At 36.7% G+C, this 18360-nt stretch carries 15 protein-coding genes and 3 pseudogenes; 14 read left to right on the top strand and 4 right to left on the bottom strand.

What is annotated here, in order from left to right; genetic code table 11:
- Positions 1 to 173: 173 nt before the first annotated feature.
- Together V3595_RS09200 and glnA are read left to right on the top strand one after the other, a co-directional pair.
- Positions 174 to 578, top strand: coding sequence for a MerR family transcriptional regulator (locus V3595_RS09200; RefSeq protein ID WP_101226049.1), 405 nt, complete (start codon positions 174 to 176; stop codon positions 576 to 578).
- 36 nt (positions 579 to 614) lie between these two features.
- Positions 615 to 1949, top strand: coding sequence for a type I glutamate--ammonia ligase (glnA, locus tag V3595_RS09195; protein ID WP_034313424.1), 1335 nt, complete (start codon positions 615 to 617; stop codon positions 1947 to 1949).
- Positions 1950 to 2067: 118 nt separating this feature from the next.
- Here the strand turns inward: glnA and V3595_RS09190 are convergent.
- A pseudogene (locus V3595_RS09190) lies at positions 2068 to 2481 on the bottom strand (tyrosine-type recombinase/integrase); the annotation flags it as partial.
- Positions 2471 to 2599 carry a hypothetical protein gene (locus V3595_RS09185; protein ID WP_241663259.1) on the bottom strand — a complete coding sequence of 43 codons (129 nt, stop codon included), beginning with the start codon at positions 2597 to 2599 and terminating at the stop codon, positions 2471 to 2473. The gene V3595_RS09185 and the pseudogene V3595_RS09190, both read right to left, overlap by 11 nt.
- 190 nt (positions 2600 to 2789) lie before the next feature.
- On the opposite strand from V3595_RS09185, the gene V3595_RS09180 reads away from it, so the two are divergent.
- From V3595_RS09180 to V3595_RS09145, 8 genes and pseudogenes are all read left to right on the top strand, one after another.
- Complete coding sequence (locus V3595_RS09180) at positions 2790 to 2984, top strand: hypothetical protein (RefSeq protein ID WP_137019807.1); 195 nt, start codon at positions 2790 to 2792, stop codon at positions 2982 to 2984.
- 89 nt (positions 2985 to 3073) lie between these two features.
- On the top strand, positions 3074 to 3289 hold the full coding sequence (locus V3595_RS09175) for a hypothetical protein (RefSeq protein ID WP_137019808.1): 216 nt from the start codon (positions 3074 to 3076) through the stop codon (positions 3287 to 3289).
- Between the two features lie 35 nt (positions 3290 to 3324).
- Positions 3325 to 3873 (top strand): annotated as a pseudogene (locus tag V3595_RS09170) (ABC transporter permease); the annotation flags it as partial.
- Between the two features lie 453 nt (positions 3874 to 4326).
- Complete coding sequence (gene ppsA, locus V3595_RS09165) at positions 4327 to 6942, top strand: phosphoenolpyruvate synthase (RefSeq protein WP_485906725.1); 2616 nt, start codon at positions 4327 to 4329, stop codon at positions 6940 to 6942.
- 465 nt (positions 6943 to 7407) lie between these two features.
- Entirely contained in the window at positions 7408 to 7686 is a 279-nt protein-coding gene (locus V3595_RS09160) for an ArsR/SmtB family transcription factor (RefSeq protein WP_101221498.1), read from the top strand.
- Positions 7687 to 7788: 102 nt separating this feature from the next.
- The gene (locus V3595_RS09155; RefSeq protein WP_485906724.1) at positions 7789 to 8172 is read left to right on the top strand and encodes a VOC family protein; all 384 of its coding nucleotides are present in this window, start codon (positions 7789 to 7791) and stop codon (positions 8170 to 8172) included.
- Between the two features lie 389 nt (positions 8173 to 8561).
- Positions 8562 to 9221: a GyrI-like domain-containing protein gene (locus V3595_RS09150; RefSeq protein ID WP_485906722.1), complete on the top strand. Its 660-nt coding sequence runs from the start codon at positions 8562 to 8564 to the stop codon at positions 9219 to 9221.
- A 529-nt stretch (positions 9222 to 9750) separates the two neighbouring features.
- Positions 9751 to 10434 carry an LbetaH domain-containing protein gene (locus V3595_RS09145; RefSeq protein WP_485906720.1) on the top strand — a complete coding sequence of 228 codons (684 nt, stop codon included), beginning with the start codon at positions 9751 to 9753 and terminating at the stop codon, positions 10432 to 10434.
- 785 nt (positions 10435 to 11219) lie between these two features.
- Here V3595_RS09145 and V3595_RS09140 read toward each other — a convergent pair.
- Positions 11220 to 12122: a DMT family transporter gene (locus V3595_RS09140; RefSeq protein ID WP_485906803.1), complete on the bottom strand. Its 903-nt coding sequence runs from the start codon at positions 12120 to 12122 to the stop codon at positions 11220 to 11222.
- A gap of 161 nt (positions 12123 to 12283) precedes the next feature.
- Here V3595_RS09140 and V3595_RS09135 point away from each other — a divergent pair, with 161 nt between their 5' ends.
- The 3 genes and pseudogenes from V3595_RS09135 (at position 12284) to V3595_RS09125 (ending at position 15780) form a co-directional block, all read left to right on the top strand.
- Positions 12284 to 13660 carry an aminotransferase-like domain-containing protein gene (locus tag V3595_RS09135; protein ID WP_485906718.1) on the top strand — a complete coding sequence of 459 codons (1377 nt, stop codon included), beginning with the start codon at positions 12284 to 12286 and terminating at the stop codon, positions 13658 to 13660.
- 273 nt (positions 13661 to 13933) lie between these two features.
- Positions 13934 to 15093 (top strand): annotated as a pseudogene (locus tag V3595_RS09130) (MFS transporter).
- A gap of 372 nt (positions 15094 to 15465) precedes the next feature.
- On the top strand, positions 15466 to 15780 hold the full coding sequence (locus V3595_RS09125; RefSeq protein WP_485906716.1) for an MTH1187 family thiamine-binding protein: 315 nt from the start codon (positions 15466 to 15468) through the stop codon (positions 15778 to 15780).
- Positions 15781 to 16406: 626 nt separating this feature from the next.
- Here the strand turns inward: V3595_RS09125 and V3595_RS09120 are convergent.
- Positions 16407 to 16859 (bottom strand): hypothetical protein, encoded by a 453-nt coding sequence (locus V3595_RS09120; protein ID WP_485906715.1) that lies wholly within the window; start codon positions 16857 to 16859, stop codon positions 16407 to 16409.
- 1028 nt (positions 16860 to 17887) lie between these two features.
- Here V3595_RS09120 and V3595_RS09115 point away from each other — a divergent pair.
- Positions 17888 to 18103 carry a hypothetical protein gene (locus V3595_RS09115; protein WP_485906713.1) on the top strand — a complete coding sequence of 72 codons (216 nt, stop codon included), beginning with the start codon at positions 17888 to 17890 and terminating at the stop codon, positions 18101 to 18103.
- Positions 18104 to 18360 lie beyond the last annotated feature (257 nt).

Raw genomic sequence — 18360 nt, 5'->3', positions numbered from 1 at the left:
TGGGAATCCAGATACAATTGGATTCCAGTAAAAACAATAGTCATAATATTTGTGTAGTAACAAATCATTTAATTTTTCTGAAAAAAACACGTCATAAAATGTAACATCATATTGACAAGTTTAATAACATGATATAAGATTACTTTAAGATAAACAAAAGGAGGATGCTAAGAATGAGCGGCAACAACATTCGGCGTTCGATGCCTCTTTTTTCCATCGGAATCGTCATGCAGTTAACTGAGTTGTCTGCACGCCAAATTCGGTATTACGAAGAGCATCAACTTATTACTCCTATGAGAACAGATGGAAATCGGCGGGTTTTTTCATTAAACGATATCGATCGACTGCTTGAGATTAAAGATTTAATCGAACAAGGAGTCAATCTGGCCGGCATTAAAAAGATTTTCACTGTAAAGGAACAGAATTTACCTAAAACTCAAGAATTAGAACAAGCGGAAAAAATAAGGCATGACCTTAGTGACGAGGAGCTTCGCAAGCTTCTGCGTTCCGAGCTTTTACAAGGAAGCAAGCATCGAACATCTCTTAGACAAGGGGATATGTCCCGTTTTTTCCAATAAAAAATATGATTTATGAATTATTAGGGGGAATAGAAATTGGCAAAGTTCACACGTGAAGACATCACTCGTTTAGCGAAAGAAGAAAATGTTAAGTACATTCGTTTACAGTTTACTGACATTTTAGGGACAATTAAAAACGTTGAAATCCCAGTCAGTCAATTAGAAAAAGCACTTGATAATAAAATGATGTTTGACGGATCTTCCATTGAAGGCTTCGTTCGTATCGAAGAGTCTGATATGTACCTATATCCTGATTTAAACACATGGGTTATCTTCCCTTGGACTTCCGAAAAAGGTAAAGTGGCACGTTTGATCTGTGATATTTACAATACGGATGGAACACCTTTTGATGGAGATCCACGTGCTAACCTAAAACGTGTTCTTGCAGAAGCAAGAGAAATGGGCTTCACAGATTTCAATCTTGGACCTGAACCTGAATTCTTCCTATTCAAACTGGATGCAGCAGGCGAGCCGACGCTAGAATTGAACGATAAAGGCGGATACTTTGACCTTGCACCTACTGACCTAGGAGAAAACTGCCGTCGTGATATCGTTCTTGAGCTTGAAGAAATGGGATTTGAAATCGAAGCATCCCACCATGAAGTAGCTCCAGGACAACATGAAATTGACTTTAAATATGCAGATGCAATCTCAGCTTGTGATAACATCCAAACATTTAAATTGGTTGTTAAGACGATTGCCCGCAAACATGGTTTACACGCGACATTCATGCCAAAACCATTGTTCGGTGTTAACGGATCTGGTATGCACTGTAACGTTTCTTTATTCAAAGGCAACGAAAACGCATTTTATGATAAAGAAGGTAAATTGGAATTAAGCAAAACAGCTGAGCAATTTATCGCAGGTATCATTAAGCATGCTCCAAGCTTCACTGCGGTAACAAACCCAACTGTTAACTCATACAAACGTCTAGTTCCTGGTTACGAAGCTCCTTGTTATGTTGCATGGTCCGCTAAAAACCGTAGCCCATTAATCCGTATCCCAGCATCACGCGGAGTAAGTACTCGCGTTGAGGTACGTAGTGTCGATCCAGCAGCGAACCCATATTTGGCACTTGCAGTTCTACTAAAAGCTGGTCTTGACGGTATCAAGAACGACTTGACTCCACCGGCTCCAGTTGACCGCAACATCTATGTTATGAATAAAGAAGAACGTGAAGAAGTAGGTATCGTTGATCTACCAGCTACTTTATATGCTGCATTGGAAACATTAAAATCTGATGAAGTCATCAAAGAAGCATTAGGTGAACACTTACTTGAACACTTCGTCGAAGCAAAAGAAATCGAGTGGGATATGTTCCGTACACAAGTTCACCCATGGGAACGCGAACAATATATGTCAATGTATTAATATCTCAAACCCTTGGCACCTCTGGTGTCAGGGGTTTTTTGTTTGGTGGGCAAATCTAAGTTGAATAAATGAAATAGATATTTGCCCACCATTTGCCCACCAAATTCAGCAAAAAAATTTAATCGATTATTCCCTTGGTGTATTCCTCAAACTTGTCTATGTTTTTCTTTTCGAGTTTTTTGCTTATATGTGCGTATACATCAGAAGTTATAGCAACGCTGCCATGACCTAATCTTTTCTGAACATATTTCATATCTGCTCCAGCTTCTAGCTGGAGCACTGCATGTGTATGACGGAGGGAATGGATGGGAAGGGAAGGCAACTCAGCCCTTTTTAAAATGCGGCTGAATGCGTTAAATAAGGTAGACTTTGGCATGAAGCTGCCATCATCCCTGCAAAGAACTAGGTTTAGATCATGGTGATATAAATCATTTAAGGCTAGTTTGTGTTGGTTTTGATGCCGTAGGTGATGTTGAAGTACTTGAGTAAGTGTCTGGCTAATGGAAATAACCCGCTTGGAGTTAAATGTCTTTAGTATAATCCTCAAAATTACCCATGGTATCTTTCTCGATTTTTTTAGAGATATGAGCATATGCATCAGCTGTAATTTGAGTGCTTCCATAACCTAAACGTTCCTGAATATACTTCATTGTGGCTCCAGATTCAAGTAGTAAGACAGCGTAGGTATGACGTAAACAATGTATTGAATTTCCGGAATACGGCGCGTTTTAGTATCAGAGAAAAGGCTTTGGCATGTGCCTAGTTTAGAGTGAATAAACAATTGGGAATCCTTGCCTTTTAGTTGAATATAAATAGTATGAAAACTAAGGGGGAGAATAGGTGGATATATTTGATGAACATGCGAAAGTGCTAAAAAAGATGTTTGATAATAAAAAAGCCCAAAAAGAAATTATAGAGAAAATGCGAAACGGCATAAATTCAGAGTTGGAGAATCAGTTGCAAACATTAAAAAAGGAATACTGCGTTTTGAGCAAATTAGAAAGAACATATGATAATCGCTATGAATTTAATTAAAATAGAGCACTTATACATTTAGGTGCTTATTATTAGCAGGAAAACGTCTCATTTTTGTCGTAATGGTTAAACGAAGGGGATGACAAAAAATGAATGATGATTATGAGAAAATCGGTATTTTATTGTCCAATATGACGAACGAATTAGTGTCGAATAGAGTGAGGGTTAAAGCTATAGTAGAATTACTGATTGAAAAAGGTCAGATAACCTACGAAGAGTATGAAAAAAGTTTTGAAAAAGTGTTTGAAAGAGATGCAAAGTCATTTAGAGATGATTTAATAAAAGACGTCAAGAGTAGTGAATAAAAGCAGAGGGCATCCATTAATTTGGGTGCTTTTTTATCCTGCCGATTGCGAGTGGTATTTCTTATACGGCTTATCGCCTATTTTTAGATACTCAAAGGGGCATATTTGGGAGGTTTCACTCCATGCCGATTTCGCGTTCCACCGTGCTGTGGGGGCATGTGCTGACCTCGCTGGTATCCAACGCCTTTTCCGTTGTCGTAATCATTCTCGTTGCTTTTCATTATGGGCTTTCGATCATCGGCGGGGGTGCGCTCGCCGTAGTCGGTATTCTCGCGTTGTTTACGCTCGCCCTCTTGCGGCGATTGCCGGACTGTCCGAAAATCAGTGGACAGTGCAAGCGTCTTTTCCATCCGTTAGTCTTCCTGCCGTTTATCTGCTCAGCGTTTGTACCAACCGAGTCGATGCCGTCGGCAGTTCGTGCCTTTGCCGAAAATCAACCGGTAACCCCGATAGTGGGATCCATTCGTGCGTTGTTGTCAAGTCAGCAAGTGGGGAATGATATATGGATTGCTCTTGGGTGGCGCTTTGGGATTCTGATAGTGGCTTATACCTTTGCAATAAGGGCGTATAAAAAGCGGGTATGAAGAATGTGAGGGAAAATATAAAATTAGCAGAGGTCAGCTACAGAGAGGGAAAAATCGGTTCCTAAACATAAAAAGAATTGCATGTGCATGGCATTGGAGTTTGCGGAATAACGAAGCGTTTTAGTATCCGAGAATAGACATTAAATAATGATGATTATGGTATGGAATTACCGTCATTTCTTTTAAAGCACTAAATTAAATCATGATGTTACAGTTCTGCCAGGGCAAATTTATTTTGATTCTGGTATTTTTTATGGAACTCTAATTCATTCGAGGTATATGAACTGCTTCAAGGGGATAACCGGGGCATTTGGTTACTGTATGATAATTGAAATCTTACTCTTCCTAATTTAATTATAGCATATAAAAAATGGTAAATATAGACTATTTATTCTTAATTGCTACTGCTAAAATACAATAGACCTTTATTGGGATTTGTGGGAGGGATATAGAATGGGTTCATTGGTTCTCGGTTTTCAGGAAATGGAAAAAACACAGCTATTGCTCGTTGGAGGAAAAGGATTAAATTTAGGGGAATTATCAAAAATTGAAGGAATACAAGCACCAGAAGGATTTTGTGTTACAACAGTGGGATATCAAAAAGCCATCGAACAAAACGAAACGTACCAAGCTTTGTTGGACCGACTGACAATTCTAAAAGTAGAAGATCGTGAACAAATTGGTGAAATCAGCAGGAAGATTCGACAAATCATTATGGATGTAGAAATTCCTTCCGATGTTGTGAAAGCAGTTACTCACTTTCTCTCCCGGTTTGGTGATGAACATGCATATGCAGTCCGTTCTAGTGCGACTGCGGAAGATTTACCACATGCCTCTTTTGCTGGTCAACATGACACTTATTTAAATATCATCGGCAAAGAAGCAATCTTGCAGCATATCAGGAAATGTTGGGCTTCCCTATTTACGGATCGCGCGGTAATCTACCGTATGCAAAATGGATTTGACCACAGTCAAGTTTATTTATCCGTTATCGTTCAAAGGATGGTTTTCCCACAGGCTTCAGGGATTTTATTTACAGCTGATCCGATTACTTCTAACCGAAAGCTGCTATCAATCGATGCCAGTTTTGGACTTGGAGAAGCACTGGTTTCTGGCTTGGTTTCTGCCGATTGTTATAAAGTACAGGAAGAGGAAATCGTCGATAAGATGATAGCAACGAAGAAATTGGCTATCTATGGACGAAAAGAAGGCGGAACAGTGAAACAACAAATCGATCCGGATCAGCAAAAGACACAAACACTTACTGATCAACAGATTTTACAACTGGCACGCATCGGAAGACAGATCGAAGCTTATTTTGGTAGCCCACAGGATATCGAATGGTGTTTGGTTGATGATACATTTTATATCGTCCAGAGTCGTCCAATCACTACTTTATACCCGATCCCTGAAGCGAATGATCAAGAAAATCACGTCTATGTATCTGTCGGTCATCAACAAATGATGACCGACCCCATGAAACCATTGGGATTGTCTTTTTTCCTCTTAACGACTCCTGCACCCATGCGTAAAGCTGGCGGAAGGCTGTTTGTTGATGTCACACATATGCTGGCTTCACCTGACAGCAGAAAAATGTTATTAGATGCCATGGGACAACATGATCCGCTCATGAAAGACGCACTCATTACCATAATAGAGCGAGGAGATTTCATAAAATCTTTACCAAATGATAAGCAAGAACAGAGTTCCGGTAAAAGCAATAAAAGTGTGTCGTCTACGGATTCTAGGGCACAAATCGAAAACGACCCGACAATCGTTTCTGATTTGATTAAGAACAGTCAAACATCGATAGAAGAGTTAAAACAAAACATCCAAACGAATTTAGGGTCGGATTTATTTGATTTTATTCTGGAAGATATCCAGATATTAAAGAAGATTTTATTTGACCCTCAAAGTTCAGCTGTGTTTATGGCTGCTATGGATGCTTCATCATGGATCAATGAAAGTATGAATGAGTGGTTAGGTGAAAAAAACGCAGCAGATACGCTTTCTCAATCTGTACCAAACAATATTACTTCGGAAATGGGTCTGGCGCTATTGGATGTCGCAGATGTGATTCGTCCTTATCCGGAAGTCATTGATTATTTACAACATGTAAAAGATGATAAATTTTTGGATGAACTGGTTAAGTTCGAAGGTGGACAAAAAACGCAAGAAGCTATCTATGATTATCTCGGCAAATACGGCATGCGATGTGCCGGAGAAATCGATATTACTAGAACTCGTTGGAGTGAAAAACCAATTACTCTTGTCCCGTTGATTCTGGGTAACATCAAAAACTTTGAGCCTAACGCTAGCAAGCGGAAATTTGAGCAAGGGCGACAGGAAGCTTTGAAAAAAGAACAAGAGTTATTAGATCGATTGAAGCAATTACCGGATGGTGATCAAAAAGCCAAAGAAACAAAACGAATGATTGACCTGATACGGAATTTCATCGGTTATCGTGAATATCCAAAATACGGCATGGTTAGTCGCTATTTCGTTTATAAGCAGGCTTTACTGAAAGAAGCCGATCAACTCGTACAAATAGGCGTCATTCATGAAAAAGAAGATATATACTATCTCACTTTTGAAGAACTTGGCGAAGTAGTACGCACCAACAAACTGGATTACCAAATCATCAGCAAACGAAAAGACGAGTACAAATTATATGAAAAACTAACTCCACCGCGTGTTATCACGTCTGATGGTGAAATCATTGTAGGTGAGTACAAACGAGAAAATCTCCCAGCCGAAGCGATTGTAGGTCTGCCTGTTTCTTCCGGTGTTATTGAGGGAAGAGCACGTGTCATCTTAAACATGGAAGAAGCTAATCTAGAAGATGGAGATATATTAGTCACTTCCTTTACTGACCCTAGCTGGACACCATTGTTTGTATCCATAAAAGGCTTAGTCACCGAAGTTGGTGGACTGATGACCCATGGAGCAGTTATCGCACGTGAATATGGCTTGCCAGCAGTTGTTGGGGTGGAACATGCGACCGAACTGATAAAAGACGGGCAACGAATTCGTGTGCATGGGACAGAAGGGTATATCGAAATATTGTAATTGTTGAATACCTTACAGGATAAAGGATGTTATATTGAAATTCTTATCGAATAATCATTTTTATGTTCTCTAAGTCCATTAAAATGCCAAAAATCCCTGCTTTTTTAATCAGGGATTTTTTTCTATGTTAAATGATTGTAATTGATTTAAAAACACTACAATGGAGTAACACTTCATATGAGATGGATATCCTAAGTTGTATGGATTAATCTAACTGGAGTTGAATAAGAAACGTACTAAAAAAACATACAAGGTGCTTATAATTTTAACTAGTGTGTTACTTTTTTGTTGAAAAACAGTTTAAATTTCTATAATGGTTCAAACTTCTATTATTTGACATTACCTTGTTGAGATTGCATGATACGGTCCCTTTGTCATGCAACCATACAGTTGCTTATGATTGACAAGCAACCATACAGTTGCTTATGATTGACAAGCAACCGTAGAGTTGCTTATAATCAATATATGAATTGGGACAAAGACGCTATATTCAAAGCACTAGGCGATTCGACTCGTCGACTAATATTAGACGAACTATCCGAACGCAACGAGTTGACGTTGTATGAACTTACGGTACGTCTCATTATGAAGCACGATCTTTCCATTTCGAGACAGGCGATAGCTAAACATCTTTCTGCATTGGAAGATGCAGGGCTCGTAAAATCTAAACGAAAGGGAAAATATCGTGTACTTATGTTCAACAACGAACCACTTAAAAACTTGTTGAAAGGATGGATAGAGTAATCTTTTCGGAACAGGACTTCTGACGAATGTGGGTTGTATTGCTTGCAGCCAGATTGTTAGCAGATCACCATACGTCGCAAATATCCAAGGAGGCAAAACATTATGAAAATCATTGTTACCAGTATATTCGTTCAAGACCAAGACAAGGCACTGGAATTTTATTCAGAAAAGCTGGGATTTGAAAAAAAGCATGACGTTCCCATGGGGAAATTCAGGTGGATTACGCTTGTTTCTCCCGATGATCATGACGGTACCGAGCTTTTACTCGAACCGAATGAGCATCCTGCCGCAAAGGAGTATCAAAGGAAGATATTTTCCGAAGGCATCCCAGCAACAATGTTTGGCGTTGCAGATATTCGTAAAGAGTACGAACGATTATTGGAAAACGGCGTGAAGTTTACTATGGAGCCGACAAAAATGGGCGAAGTCACAATAGCTGTCTTCGACGATACATGCGGCAACCTTATTCAGATAATGCAGCAGTAACTTTGACGAAATGGAAGTAATTGGTATATGAGAGTAAAGCTTTTCTTGTTCAATAAAATTAAAGGGCACGATTGTGGAACGAGTAGTAGAAAGGGTGATACAAATATGTACCACCCTTTCTTGGCGGGGAAATAATCGTGACAAATCTACAAGGTAAGCATGATTTTGAAGTAAAATGGAAAGAGCTCAATCTAAGAATTCAGAACATACTATACAATATTGTGTATTTGACGTAATCTATCATATTGGTCAAAAGGTAACACAAAAGATACTCGATGGATGTGCGGGAATAGCCCAGCTTAATTTGATTTAGTGAAACAATAAGGGCTTGATGGAATTGTCCTGATGAAGGTTTAATAAAAAGGACGTTGAAGTAGTAATCAAACATAATGAAAAGTTATAGAGAGCGGGAACAAAAACTAATGAAATACGAATGGAGAAAACAAGAGAAGAATTTATATATCCCAAAACAAAAATCTGAACTTGTAACAATTCCAGAACAGAAATTCTTTTCGATAAAGGGAAAAGGAAATCCAAATGAGCACGAATTCGCTGAAAAGATAGGTGTTCTTTATTCATTGGCTTATGCGATCAGAATGATGCCGAAGCAAGGATACACTCCAGATGGATATTTTGAATATACCGTATATCCATTGGAAGGAATATGGGGTTTAACAGAAGAGGGAAGAAAAAAAGATACTTTAAATAAAGATGAATTATTATATACGATCATGATTAGACAACCAGATTTTATAACAAAAGAAGTAGTGGAGAGAGCATTTGAACATGTAGGAAAAAAGAAACCACATCCATTCCTAAATGATGTAAAGTTCGGTACAGTTCATGATGGATTATCTGTCCAAATGCTTCATGTAGGTCCATATGATGATGAACCTCAAAGTTTTAAATTAATGAATGAATTCATAAAAAATAATAATCTAGAAAGAACTTCATTACAACACAGAGAAATATATCTTTCAGATTTTAGAAAAGTCGAACCTGCAAAATTAAAAACTGTTTTGAGATATAAGGTTAAGCCAATAGAATAGGATAGTCTCTTCAGTTTCTAGACAAATGGGTTCTATCAAAAATTAAAAAAGTTGATTGGAACTGGTGTGTGTGAATTACTGCGGGAAAAGCGAGTACCTGTAGAGGAAATCAATGTTCTTTCATTGAGGTTGTCTACAGTCTGAATCTTTTAACTCCTTTCATTCATTATTATTTAATATTGCAAGGATTGTTAAGGCGTGTAATTAAAGTAACAGTTCCGTTATTTCTTTAGGATGCAATAAAAGAGACTATAAAATAGAACGGAAACCCGAACTATATATGTCAATGTATTAATAGCTGAGAGTTAGGGGCTTCGCCTTTTATTAAACTAGGATCGATTATTGTATTAAATAAATAGTTCCAATTTTCTTCTGCCGCAGCTTCTGAAAATCTTCATAAATACTCTAATCTGCTCCATTGAAATGGATAGGTACCGGATATAATTACTGTTTTATGGTAGCCCATTCCTCACCCAATCTTATTGCATAAAATAATCATAAGCCAATAAATTGAGAAGGAGGTAATAACTTGGAAGAAAAACAAGGATCAAACACCTCTTCTAATAACCATTCTCACTGTTTTGAACCATTCATAAGTCCAAACCCCATTACTTCATTTAATCCTGTTCAAATCTTTCCTAAAATTGATAAAACTGCATTTATAAGTCAGTTTTCCAGTGTCATAGGTGATGTTACCATTAGTGACAATGTCTATGTAGCTCCTAATGTAAGTATACGTGCAGATGAAGGAACTCCTTTTTATATAGGTTCCAATTCAAATATACAGGACGGTGTAATATTACATGGCTTATTAAATAATAGAATCCTAGTTGGAATAAAAGGGTATTCAATATTCATTGGAAATGAAGTGACCATTGCTCATGGTGCCCTTGTCCATGGTCCTTGTTATATTGCAGACAAAGTATTTGTTGGCTTTAATTCCATTGTTTATACCGCAATTGTAGGTAGCGGTGCATTTATTTCTTATAATGCAGTAGTAACAAATGGCGTTCGAATACCACCTGATAGGTTTGTACCACCTGGAGCTAATATTGATTCACAAGAAAAAGCGGATGCACTTTCGCCAGTACCAAAGGATAGTAAGGAATTTGTACATGAGGTTCAAAGAGTCAATCAGGAATTCCCCGCATCTTATCATTTGTTATTCGGGAAAAATCGCTGTTCCTGCGGATTTGCCTATGACCAACATTAAAATGTGAAATCCGGATAACAATATTTTTCAATAGATCACGCATATTGATTTTAGTTGCAATAAGAAATAAATTGTACTAATGGGACACCACATCCGGGGTGACCCAATTGGAAACGGGGAATAGCTTAATATCAGAGCTGGCTTAAGGCAGCCTTTCTTTATGACACGATCGGGGAAGGTTTGTTGAAGTAGCAATTCTACATAAATGAGAACTCTCTGAAATAATATAAGATAAAACCAGGAAAATGTTTATTGTAGCGCCATATGGTTTGATTAAAGATGGCATGATGATGTTATAGAAAAAGGCATGATTTACAAATAAAGAGATGGAAATATCACTGCGCTTACAATAAATCGGAAATGTTAATGAGTCAGAAGATTCTTAAAAAATATAGTATTTCTACGCACCACTCAATGAGAAGGAAAAGAGTGTTAATCCTTATTTGATCAACACTCCCGTTCGTGCAGTAGCATTCACTTTGTTTTTTGATTTGATTAATAATGAAATCTGTTGCTCTTTGGTATTTGGGATTTTTTCCAGTTGCTAAACAATTAAATTTTGTCTTTGCGATGGATGATTTTGACTTAACTTTCCTTTCGCTTCAAAAGTCCATGTTCAATATTAACGGTAAATGAGTCGCGTAAGGCATTCCATTATGATTAAGAAAAAAGGGTCGCCATACTATGTTCCTTCATAATGTCGAAGGCAAGTGTTGGGTCTTTAAAATTGTGCAGGAATATACATTTTTCATTTAATTATACAGAAATCTCAATTGAATATGCAGTTAGGTTTTTCCTGAAACAGCTCCGTTTTTTGATACAGGAGCATTTTTGCCTAATATAACAGAAAAGACAACAATCACTGCTATTACAAGAGTGAAAATTGTGATGGATTCATCTAGAAATACTGTTGCAAAAAGAATCATTAAAAATGGTTGTAAGTATTGAATCTGACTAACTCTTGCTATCCCGCCCATAGCCATTCCGCTATACCAAGCAACATATGCTAGAAATTGACTAACCACTGAGAGATAAATGAAACTGATCCAAGCTTGTAAAGGGGCATGAAGCATTTCAGTTGTGAGGTTTAGCCCAACCGGAATAACGAAAAATGGAGCACCGATCATAATTGCCCAAGCAATCACTTGCCAGCTGCCTATTTCTTTCGCTAATTCCCCTCCTTCTGCGTAACTAAGTCCAAGTATGATCACTGCTGTCAGTAAAGCTAAATCAGCAAATTGCAATTGGCCGAATCCAAGATGAAGTGCATACATAATTACCGCTAAAGAGCTGATTATACTTGAAATCCAGAATTTGAGAGATGGGATTTCACCTGCCCTAAATATAGCAAATCCGGCTGTTGCTAACGGTAACAGAGCTAATTCCACCGCACCATGAGAAACAGGCAAGGATTCCATTGCCCAAGAAGTGAGGAGAGGAAATCCTAAAACTGCACCAAAAGCAACTATAAGTAGACGTTTGAATTGGCGAAGAGAAGGTAGCTTTTCTTTTCGAATAATTAATACCACGGCTACTAAAATAGCGGCAACAACCGTTCTTCCTAAACCAACGATCGTAGTCCCAAAATATTCTACTGCATTACTTGTAGAAGGGAGCGTTAAGCTAAAACAAATGACCCCCACTAATCCCAAAAATAATCCGAATTTTTCTCTTGTTTCTCCCTGCATCTTTTCCAACCCCAATCTTAATACTTTGTACCAAATCTGTACCATTTTTCACTTATCTTAAAAACAGTTTTGATATAATTAACATACTATGAGTACATTCAATGAAAATAAACCATTTTTTTACCTATCTGTCCTGGTACAGATGAAGGGGGACTAATATATTGAACTCAAAATATATAAAGATAATGGAAGACATTAAGCTTCGACTTGAAGATGGTTCGCTAATTGCAGGCAGTAAGCTTCCTTCGGTTCGTCAGTTATCCGAGTATTTTTCATGTAGCAAAAATACGGTCATTAAAGCATATGTAGAACTTGAAAAAGAGCATTTAATTTATTCTGTTCCTAAGAGCGGCTACTATGTTGTGAATGAATATCAAAAAGAGGCAGTAGAAACTGAGGTGATTGATTTTTTGTCTGCAGGTCCAGATAAAAATGTTATGCCTTATGTGGAATTTCAACATTGCATGAATCAAGCAATCGACCATTATAAAGAAGAGCTTTTTACATACTCTGATCAACAAGGGATTTACTCACTGCGGGTACAGTTGGTGAAATATTTGCAAAATTTGCAGGTGTTCACTCAACCGGAGAGATTAGTGGTTGTTTCTGGCTCGCAGCAAGCCCTTAATTTATTAGTTTCTATGCCATTTCCAAATGGAAAAAACAATATTCTAATTGAACAGCCTACTTATTTCGGAGTCATTGAGTCAATCAATCTGCATCAAGCTACTACTTTTGGTATTGAATTATCAATGGAAGGGATTGATCTGGATCGACTGGAATACATTTTTCGAAATAATGATATAAAATTTTTCTATATTATCCCGAGGTTTCACAATCCACTTGGACATAATTACACGAATAGCGAAAAGAAAAAAATCGTTGAGTTAGCTGAAAAATACGATGTATATATAGTGGAGGATGATATTTTAGGAGACCTTGATCCAAATCCAAAATCAGATCCTTTATTTTCTTTTGATCCTTCTGGGAGAGTGATCTATATTAAAAGCCTTTCGAAAATCTTTCTCCCAGGATTAAGGATTGGTACTGTCGTTCTTCCTGGATTAATGATTAACAATTTTTTGCGATATAAATTCAGTTCTGATTTTAATAGTTCAGCACTTTCACAAGGTGCGCTAGAAATCTATTTAAAAAGCGGTATGTTTAATAGTCATCTCAAAAAAGTAAAAGAGTTATACCGTACTAAAATGCAAATCCTTCAAGAAGCATGTGAATTATTGCTGCCGGCTAATACATCTTTTTCTAAACCGAATTCCGGATTCTATCTTTCCATCAGTTTGCCCGAGAATGTGAAAGCAAAACAGGTGGTTCATATGCTAAACGAGCAGCATATATATGTTGATGATGCCTCCAGAATGTTTTTAGCAGAATATAAAAAGGAAAATCTCGTTCGATTATGCATCTCTCAAGTGAACGAGAGTCAAATTAAACTAGGGGTAGAACGATTGGCTCACTGTATTGCTTTAATTGACAGAAGAAAAAACCATATTACTCCAAATAACTTTTTACTCATTTAGAAAGTGTCGGGTTTTTCCCATCACAACCTATTTCAATGAAATATAACCACAATAGTTATTTAGAATAATGTATATTTCCTTAAATGATTTTAACTTGTCCCTTACTTAAAAGCTTGTTTATAAGAGGAGGTTCTGATAAGATTGTTTGATAAATTTTTTAAAGGGTTTAGAGAGGGTGAGTCAATTGACTAAAAACCTTAGACAATTGAAAAACGTTTCGGTGTTCCAAACGCTTCTAACTTAGAAAATAATTTAGAAGCGAGGAATAATTATATGAAAAATCAAAGAATCTTTAATAAATCATTTCTTTTTTTATTTATAAGCAACTTTTTAGTTTTTATTGGGTTTGAAATGTTGCTTCCTATTTTGCCTGCCTATTTGTTAAGCATGAATGCATCTTCCATTCAGGTTGGTCTAGTAACATCATTATTTACGATAGGTGCTGTTTTAATCAGGCCTTTTGTAGCTTACTATTTAATTGATAACCAGAGGAAAAGTCTAGCCATTTGTGCAAGTGCAGCTTTAATGATATTACGATACTATATCCGTTTCTAAATATTATATGGCTTCTTCTATTGTTACGACTTTTCCATGGTGCAGCGTGGGGGGTATCAACCACAGCTAATAGTACAATAGTAGTGGATTTGATTCCTAAGACACGCTTAGGAGAAGGAATAGGGTATTTTTCTATATCCACAACAGTAGGGGCTATCGTTGCACCGAGTATAGGTATCCTTATCTATGACTCTTTTTCCTTCGATATTTTGATATGGTCATCAGTAATACTGAGCTTGTTGGCAGTAATTGCGCTTCAATTTGTATATTCACCTACTATTGTAAAGCGTGAGAAGAAGCCATTGCGCTTTTTGGATATGATTTTTGAAAAAGACGTATGGTTTCCAGCATTACTTACAGTTATTACAACACTTGGTTTTGGGGCTGTCATTACATTTTTGGTTCTTTTTGGAAAACAAAGGGAAGTGGATCATATTTTTCTATTCTTCCTTATCAATGCAACTGTCTCGACTTTACTACGTCCGTTTACCGGAAAATGGTATGACAAAAAAGGACCTTGGTCTATTATCATTATGTCAGCTGTGCTAGGATTTTTTTCACTTGTTATCCTGTCATATACGACAAATGATTCTCAACTTATCATTGCGGCGATTTTATTTGGGGCAGGTTATGGAACTGTAATGCCATGTTTACAAACATGGACTGTTCAAAAGGTAAGTGAAGAAAAAAGAGGAGCAGCCAACGCAACCTTTTTTTCCAGTTTTGACGTTGGTGTTGGAGTTAGCGCATTTGTATTAGGTATTTTAGCTGAATGGATCAGTTTAGAGATGATCTTCAGGTTTGTTAGTCTAAGTTTTATTGTTGTTGCTGTTTTAGTCTATAAGGATTATTTAAATGAAAAGATCAGGCATAATTAATCGATCTAAAACAAATCCACCTCTATTTTAATAGAGGTGGATTTGTTTGCTGGATTATAATAATAACAATACGACTATAACTGGAATGCATCTAGTTCTACTCGTACGCATATAAGGGATGTATAAAAAAGCAGCTAATGACCTAGTCAGCAGGACAAGTGTTAAAAATCAATGATTCCTTTTTTATTTGCCCGATTCTACAGTGATTTTCTTGCCAGTAGAAGTGCTTTGATTTTCGAATTCCACGCTCCAAAGCTATATCAAATTTCCCAGGTGCGAAGTTTGAGTTATAATAGTAAAAAACATCCGTCTATATAGGATGGATGTAAGTAAGCTTCTTGATTAATACATAAAAAGGATTGGTGAATAAAAATGGCAATTGTTGATGTAACAGTTATTCCTGTCGGTACACAAACTCCAAGTGTTAGCAGCTATGTGGCAGATATTCAAAGAGTATTAAAGCAATATGAAGATAAGGGAGAAATCCGTTTTCAACTGACACCCATGAATACAATCATTGAAGGCGACCTGCCTAAATTGTTTGAAGTGATCCAAGCGATGCACGAAGTACCTTTTGAAAAAGGTCTTGCTAGAGTCTGTACGAATATCCGAATCGATGACCGTCGTGATAAAGAACGCAAGATGGAAGACAAAGTAAAGCGAGTAAAGGGCATGCTTGAGGAATAACAGGTTTTGTAAGTAATAGGGTCTCGCAGTGAAATTAGTTCATAGCTGTTTGGAACCATGGGGAATCCTTAAGGAGACTTCATGCGGAAACTTTCTCGGAGTAGTGAGCAATTATACAAACCAGTCCGTGCGGCAAATCCTGGTCGCATGGACTTTTCTTGTGGAAAAAAATTATCCAAATACAGATATACCTCGATTTTCGTCTTTCGTCGATATATTGCTGTTTTCGGAGATATATCCTGATTTTCGTCGATATATTGCTGTTTTCGGAGATATATCCTGATTTTCGTTGATATATTGCTGTTTTCGGAGATATATCCTGATTTTCGTCGATATATTGTTGTTTTTCGGAGATATATCCCGATTTTCAATTAATGTCAATGTATTAATAGCTTTAAAGCCTTGGTATTACTGATTTCTCAGTTACCAAGGCTTTTTTTATTTATTATTTAATGAAAGGGAGCCAACTGGCTGACCCATTTCATAGATTTCCATATTCTATCTTGCATAATCTCTGTATTTGAATAACCATTTCACTTTTTTCTTGTAATTAGCATACTACCGTGTCCTCTTTACCGGCTTCCGTCTGCAAAACTGCATGAGTTGAGGTAGTGAGTGTAGATAATTTATAAACGTTCGCCATAAAGTTCTTTTTCTTCAATTGGATGAAAAAGAGTGAATCCTTTTGAACAAAATACAAACCTTCTATCTATCTCGAATCCAGCCTTATTCAAAATTTCAACAGTTCCATGCGAACCTGTGCCAGCATACCCGCAACTACAACCTGATAGGTGTAGCTCATTTCCTTTTTTGTCTATAAGGATGAGATCGCTATCAAGCAAATTATTATCTTTATTAATTACTTTAACAATTTTTGCAATTTTAAAACGATCAAAATGATCTTTAACTGCTTCGAATAACGAAATACTTTTATTGGTAACACCGCGGTTTTCACCGTAATCTTTTATGACGAATACTTCCCGCTCATAAGACTTCTTATATAGTTTGTATTTTTGGTAAGTGATGTCATTAATTTTACATATAAGTGGACTATTACTATCCAGTTTTTGATTAAACATTGCACCCCTCCTAAATAGTTAGTTTATAAAGTTTATTAGGAGAAAAAGAGATTAGTACTAAGAAGCTGTTAATAGGCAAAATTTTTTCATTTCTGATAATTGATAGGGATGATGCGTGATACCTATAATGGTGTGAATGGAGCTGTTAGGGGGATGTGGAAAAATTAAAAAAACACCTAAAGGGTGCTTTCAGGTTGACGACAAAAGGAGGTTCGGAATCCTCCCACCCCGAACTAGGATTTTAAAAGAAAAATTGATTATCGTTCATGTTCTTATATTAGATTAAACGAGTGAAACCCTCACTAGATTGAAGAAATTTGCGACACTCCTGCCGAACAACTGGCTAGCCGAGACCCCACAGACGATTGGCAGACAGTCGGCAGAAAGGGCGCTGATTTCTGAAATCAACTGAAATTTATTAAAAGAAAAAATTGAAAATAAACAGGTTCTCTCTATATCTTCAGTCTGGATGCACCTAAAGTGTGCTTTTTAAAAATATGACTTTATAAAATAATGGATAAGCATAATGTTCATGAAAATTTCGGCTATAGCAGTAATACTGACATCGATAATATTAGTTTCCTCGAATGATAAGGGCAAAAATGACAATATAAATAGAACCAATGATAGTTAAAAGCATGGTCCATAAGCTGTTGCGTAAAAACAGTGAAATCATTAAGCGAAAAAAGGGCTAAAACTTTTCCACTCCTCTTCAAGCGTAGACCCCAACTGAAAGGGGGGAGATGAATGGCGGTTGGCATAAATAAAGTAATCTTTTTACAATAGTAATATAACATCATTCCTAGAATATAACGTAACCGTCTATCCATGGGCGGTTTTTTATGTTATTAGAAATATGCATTTAATAAGTGTGTGCCTAAAACCTTTTGGATGTTTTTATAAATCATCGAAAGGCACTCATTGTCTGGGTTCTTTAAAATGTGTAATTTAATTATTATGGGGACAAGCACAAGCGAAATTTAATATTAACATAATATGAAGCACAGCATGATATGGAGGTGAATCACATGGGAAAAGAAAAAGAGGAAAAAAATAATAGTAAGAAAGATAAATATTATAGTAATAAAGATAAAAATAATAGTAAGAAAGACAATAAGTCTAAAGAAGAAAAATGCAGTTTTAAATTGGAATATAGTTTTAAACTAGAGAAATGCAGTAATAAAGAGGATAATAAATGTTGTAAGAGTAAAGATAAAAAAAAGCAGCAAGAAAAAAGAAGATAAAAATGGCAGCAAGAAAAAAGAGGATAAAAAATGATGTTTTGATTGCAGTAAAAACAAGAAACAATTGCTAACACCATCAAGGGTTAGACCCCATTTCCTTGGAGCATCCATTCATTGGGTGCTCTTTACTTTGGGAAATAATGTGAATTGAGGGTATCATACAAGGGTAGGAAAGTTCCTCATACGCATTCAGCTAAAAACATAATTTCGGAAAAATTTAAGTTATTCTATATGTTTTAGAAGAAGAGGGTTACCTC

It is taken from the genome of Bacillus sp. CFBP9009, from assembly GCF_036541465.1.
Lineage (GTDB): Bacteria > Bacillota > Bacilli > Bacillales > DSM-1321 > Peribacillus.
Note: the sequence above shows the minus strand (reverse complement) of the source record. Positions and strands in the feature narration are given on the sequence as shown.